This is a genomic window from Caballeronia sp. LZ003, assembly GCF_031451465.1.
GTDB lineage: Bacteria > Pseudomonadota > Gammaproteobacteria > Burkholderiales > Burkholderiaceae > Caballeronia.
The window spans coordinates 1-2830 of record NZ_JARUXJ010000288.1; the positions used below are offsets into that span (position 1 = coordinate 1).

Below are 2830 nucleotides of genomic sequence, written 5' to 3' on the forward strand. Positions count from 1 at the left end.
CCGCGACGCAGGGCATGAGCATCGCGTTGGGCGCGCAAAACGGCTTCGACTGGAAGGGTATTGCGGCGAGCGCGATTGCATCCGGGGCGAGTGCGTATGACGGGGATGCGCTCGGGCAGACGAAGCTTGGAAAGGCACTACCGTCGTTGAGCCTGGGCGCGTCGGCGCTCGCCTCGGGAATGACGAGTACGCTGGTGCGCGGTGGGAGTTTGCAACGCAATGCCGGGGCGATCGCGGGCGATACGATCGGAGCGATGGTGATCGCGCAGATGGCGGCGAAGTCGGTTGCGCCGGCGAAGGTGAAAACCGAGAAACTGATCAAGAACGACACGACCAACCTGCCATTCACGCCCGCTGATGCAGACTCGTTTGATGCGACCGCGTCGGGCCTGGGGTTGACGCCTCAGCAGGCACGCGCGTTGATGACAGCGGATAACGGCATGTCGATTGGTGGCGATGCTTATTCGCCGTACACGCCGGATGTGCAAGCGTATGCTGTCTCGGCGCCACAGGTCACGGTGCGTGAATTGCCTTTGTTTCCTCACGCTGACGTCCGGCTCGCACAGACTGATGGTGGCTTCTGGCGTGGCCTGAGCGGTGACCAACGCAGCGTGTTCGAAACACCCGCTCCGTTGTCCGAGAAAATCGGCGCGGGGGTAAGATCCGTAATTGGTGGCGTCTTCGTTGATCCGCTTGTTGAAGTTGGCAATCAATATCGTGACCTATGGAATACGGCAACAGACGTTTCGACAGATGGTTGGCGTAGTAACTTTGGGCAAGCGCTTTCGAGTGGAAGCTATGGTTCGGCCGCGCTATCCGAGCTCGGGACCATTGCAGGAGCAGCGCCCTTGCTCGGGGCAGCGGGGAAGGGCGTTGCCTGGAGCTTGCCTGCGGCAGGTTCGATGGTTGACAGCTATGCGGCCAAGACGGGCCTGACCTCGTATGCAGTTGAAAATACAGGTGTAAGCGCACTAGGAGAGATCGGTGTTCCTGTTTTGAGGTCACCGAATCCACTTAGTCCTGTGCAGGAAGTGGATGCGTTTGGCAATCAAATCTTCTATCGAACAATGTCTCCGGAACATTTTGCGTATCTAAAGGAAAGTGGCGAGTTACTGCCAACCACAGAAACTTCTATTTCTCCAGTGCTTTCGTACTCCTCGGCGTACGAAGGCACAACCGTGAAGTTCACCCTGGCCCCAGGGACGTCAGAACAATTGCAAGAGATCGGTATTGCAGCTAATCCGCCAACTGCTGCTCAGCTTCCAGCGCTGTCTACCGAAACGAGACGGGGATGGATATATACAAATACGCAGTTCAAAGTTGAAGGTGGTCAGATGACAACTCAGTTGGGAAAGGGTCCCGGCATCCAAATTTTTAACCAGAATCTGGTTAAGTTCGACCTGTTGCGTTAAGAGGTTAAAAATGTTACTAAGACTTGACGATTTTGATGTTCCAATGAAGCGGGTGTTTTGTCTTGAAGACGCGTTGCGAGAGAATCCAAGACGGGTGCAAATTACGCAAGCGTTGACCCTGAACGCGGAGAAGCCCCTAATGGGACTTCGTGGCACGCTTGGCTTGTTCGGTTCGCCCGAGTGGTGGAGTAGCATTCGAGAGGGAAGAATGCCCCTTCTGTATCAGATCGGGGTAATTCAACGAGCTTACGTAGCAGGACAGGATCCAAGTGCGTTTAACAACACCATCGATCTTAAGCTCGGTGACGGTTCTGTACATATGACGGGGATTTATTTGAATAATAAAGCTGACGTTAAATGGTTTTGCCCGGGTCACCGTGTCGGCATCGTCTACGCGTTGGATGAGCTTAAGCAGCAACCCGCAGCGGATGGTGGCGTGAATTTTACGAAAGTCGCGCTGGAGATGGCTGTATCAGTCGAATAGAGGTGCATCAGCGATACAAGAGCCGTATGGCTCTTGTATTCACCGCAACAGGCGGTTCAAGGGGAATTCGTAAGGCTCCTCATGCGGCAACAATTGTTGAGCTTCGTCCCGCTCGTTGGCGTCGACCAGTGCATGAATCTGATGCGCCAGTCGAGTCACGTCCGTGATGCGCTGTATCCACTCCTTTACGTAGAGATCGACCGCCAGTTTGCTAAGGCCGATTTGAATGGCTCGACGAGACTGCGGTTGCAGCAGCAGATCCCTTTCCGGGTCCCATTGAATGCGCACAGGGGAGTTTGCCTTCAGGCTTTGCCATGTGTCCTGCGTCATGGATTCATCGGGATGGCTTGGGCAGCTATGTGCCAATGCCCACTCGAATCCTTCGCGAGAGATGTCTATCGCCAAGATTCGGGCTTGTCCTGCGTCCTTTAATCCCCATCCAGATCGGTACATCATCCACAAGAATGAGGGCTTTATCCAAGTCATCCTGTTCAGCTTGAACGGCGGTGATACGAATGTTCCGTTAGCTAATGCTGCGTCAGCGATGGGATCCGAATAAGCCTGATAAACGCGGATCGTTTTGTCATCGTACACGGCACGAATTTGGCGAAACGCTGGCGCTGTCATATTTGGTGATTCTCGATTAATCATTGTGTTATGTGCGAGAGTGATGGCGCGGTCTGATAAAGAGAGTTTCCCGGCGAAAGGCATTATAGGTAGATGTCAGTTCACGCAGTGAGATCGACCGTCCGCTGCTGACGATCTGGACCAACGCATCGCGCATACGGATGCGCTGGGCGGGCGCGAGAAGACGTACTACGATGCCGATGGCCGCATCGTCAAGACCGTGAGCGCCGCGGGCCGCACGGTTCAGTACGACTACAAGTGGGCGAACAGCATCGCCTCGGTGGGCACATCGGTGACGGGTGGCTGG

At 54.9% G+C, this 2830-nt stretch carries 3 protein-coding genes; 2 read left to right on the plus strand and 1 reads right to left on the minus strand.

Going from position 1 to position 2830, the window contains the following annotated elements:
- The coding region (locus QCE79_RS39170) for a hypothetical protein (protein WP_309854582.1) at positions 1–1412 on the plus strand (1412 nt) is incomplete at its 5' end.
- A 10-nt stretch (positions 1413–1422) separates the two neighbouring features.
- Positions 1423–1896 carry a hypothetical protein gene (locus tag QCE79_RS39175; protein WP_309854585.1) on the plus strand — a complete coding sequence of 158 codons (474 nt, stop codon included), beginning with the start codon at positions 1423–1425 and terminating at the stop codon, positions 1894–1896.
- Positions 1897–1935: 39 nt separating this feature from the next.
- Here QCE79_RS39175 and QCE79_RS39180 read toward each other — a convergent pair whose 3' ends face one another.
- Positions 1936–2523 (minus strand): DUF4291 domain-containing protein, encoded by a 588-nt coding sequence (locus QCE79_RS39180; RefSeq protein WP_309854588.1) that lies wholly within the window; start codon positions 2521–2523, stop codon positions 1936–1938.
- Between the last annotated feature and the right edge of the window lie 307 nt (positions 2524–2830).

What these genes read in the sequence shown, in the direction of transcription:
- QCE79_RS39175 (WP_309854585.1), top strand. Translation starts at nt 1,423, where the DNA reads ATGTTACTAAGACTTGACGATTTTGATGTTCCAATGAAGCGGGTGTTT.
- QCE79_RS39180 (WP_309854588.1), bottom strand. Translation starts at nt 2,523, where the DNA reads ATGACAGCGCCAGCGTTTCGCCAAATTCGTGCCGTGTACGATGACAAA.